Genomic DNA, 1,905 nt, shown 5'->3' with positions numbered 1-1,905 from the left:
CCCGCGAAGGGCTGCAAAGCAGCCCCAGTAACACTTAACTGACAGCCATTACCCGATGGGCGGCGTTTTTCAGGGGCAACGCAATACTTACTTCTGCTTCACGCCTTCGACACTGATATCCAGGTCCAGGGTTTGCGAAGCCGGGCCTGGGCCCTTGATGCCGAAGTCGTTCAGGTTCAGCGTGGTGGTCGCGTTGAAGCCTGCACGCTCCCCGCCCCATGGGTCTTTGCCTTCACCGTTGAAGGTTGCCTTGAAGGTGACCGGCTTGGTCACGCCGTGCATGGTCAGGTCGCCAGTCACGTCAGCGGTCTTGTCGCCAGTCGACTTCACACTGGTGGAGACGAACTTGGCGTCCGGGTATTTTTTCACGTCCAGGAAGTCAGCGCTGGCAATGTGCTTGTCACGCTCGGCGTGGTTCGACCACAGGCTGGCGGTTTTCAGGTCGACGCTGATCTTGCTGGCTTCAGGCTTGGCGCTGTCCCAAGTGAAGTTGCCGTCGAAGTCCTTGAAGGTACCGTGGATGAAGCTGTAGCCCAGGTGGCTGATTTTCCAGTCAACGAACGCGTGCTGGCCTTCCTTGTCGATCTTGTACTCGGCAGCCATGGCCTGGCCAGCAGAGAGCAGAGCGGTACCCAGCGCCAGAGCGGCAAAAGTCTTTTTCAACATCCTGTTCCTTCCTATGCAATTGAGGTTGAGGGTCAAGCTTTGCGGCCCAGCATGCGGGTCAGGGTCGCGTCACGGTCGATGAAATGGTGCTTGAGTGCAGCCAGGCCATGCAGCACGGCAAAAATCACCAGGCCCCAGGCCAGCCACAGGTGGATCACACCGGCCACGTCTGCCTGGTCCGGCAGGTCACTGATCAACGCCGGCACTTCGAACAGGCCGAATACCGGAATGCCAACGCCGTCGGCAGTGGAAATCAGGTAGCCGGCGCCCATCACGGCAAACAACCCGAGATACAGCGCCAGATGGCCCAATTTGGCCGCCAGGCGGGTGAAGCTGCCATGGTTGGCCGGTGCCGGCGGTGGCGGGCTGATGAAACGCCAGAGTACACGCAGCAGCATTACCGCCAGCAGCACCAGGCCGATGCTCTTGTGCAGGTCCGGGCCGGCTTTGCGCCACGGGCTGTAGTAGTCGAGGCCGACCATCCACAAGCCCAGGCCGAACAGGCCGAAGACTGCCAGTGCCACGCCCCAGTGCAGGACGATGCTGACCACGCCGTAGCGGGAAGGTGAATTGCGCAGTTGCATGTTGACGTGTTTCCCCGTGAAAGCTGTGCACAGACTAACGCGTAACGTATCGAATAAAAGCGGAAAAAATTGCTTCGGATTATCGATAAATCCGATAGAAATTCTGAGCGCTTCCCATTAAGGAAACATTAACGCCAACGGCTGTGAATGGGGTAGCCAGGGCCGGCCTCTACCAGGGCGCCCGCTCCCGCCAAGGACCACAGTGTCCGTTGCAGGAGCGGGGCTACCCACCTAGAGACCGGCACTGCGACCGATCAACCCGCCTTGGCCTGCGGGTTGGCGACAGGCTTCTTGGCCGGCTCCGACTTGGCGCTGGCCTTTTTGCTCTCGGCAGGCTTGGTCGCTGGCTTGTGCGCTGGCGCATGCTTGGCAGGGGCGGCCTTGGCCGCAGCAGGCTTGGCCGGCGCCGCCTTCACCGCCGGTGCTGGTGCTGGTGCAGGTGCTGGTGCTGCCTGGGGCGCTGGCGCAGGGGCAACGACCGGCGCCGCTTCGTCAGCCTTGGCTACCGGCTGGGCCTTGGCCTCTGGCGCGTCAGCGCCACCGAACAGGCGCTTGAAGAAGCCTGGCTTGTCTTGCTTGGCCTCATCGCCTGCCTTGGACTCAGCCTTGGCAGGTGCCTGCTCAGCCTTGCCCGCTTTGTCGGACGAGCCACCGA

The 1,905-nt window shown here is 61.6% G+C and carries 2 protein-coding genes and 1 pseudogene; all 3 read right to left on the bottom strand.

What is annotated here, in order from left to right; genetic code table 11:
* Positions 1–87: 87 nt before the first annotated feature.
* Positions 88–666, bottom strand: a complete 579-nt coding sequence (locus tag APH30_RS27035; protein WP_009682831.1) for a YceI family protein — start codon at positions 664–666, stop codon at positions 88–90.
* A gap of 32 nt (positions 667–698) precedes the next feature.
* On the bottom strand, positions 699–1,250 hold the full coding sequence (locus APH30_RS27030) for a cytochrome b (protein WP_009682830.1): 552 nt from the start codon (positions 1,248–1,250) through the stop codon (positions 699–701).
* 254 nt (positions 1,251–1,504) lie between these two features.
* Positions 1,505–1,905, bottom strand: a pseudogene (locus APH30_RS27025) (amine oxidase); the annotation flags it as partial.

The organism is Pseudomonas sp. NBRC 111127 (genome assembly GCF_001320345.1).
GTDB lineage: Bacteria > Pseudomonadota > Gammaproteobacteria > Pseudomonadales > Pseudomonadaceae > Aquipseudomonas > Aquipseudomonas juntendi.
Note: the sequence above shows the minus strand (reverse complement) of the source record. Positions and strands in the feature narration are given on the sequence as shown.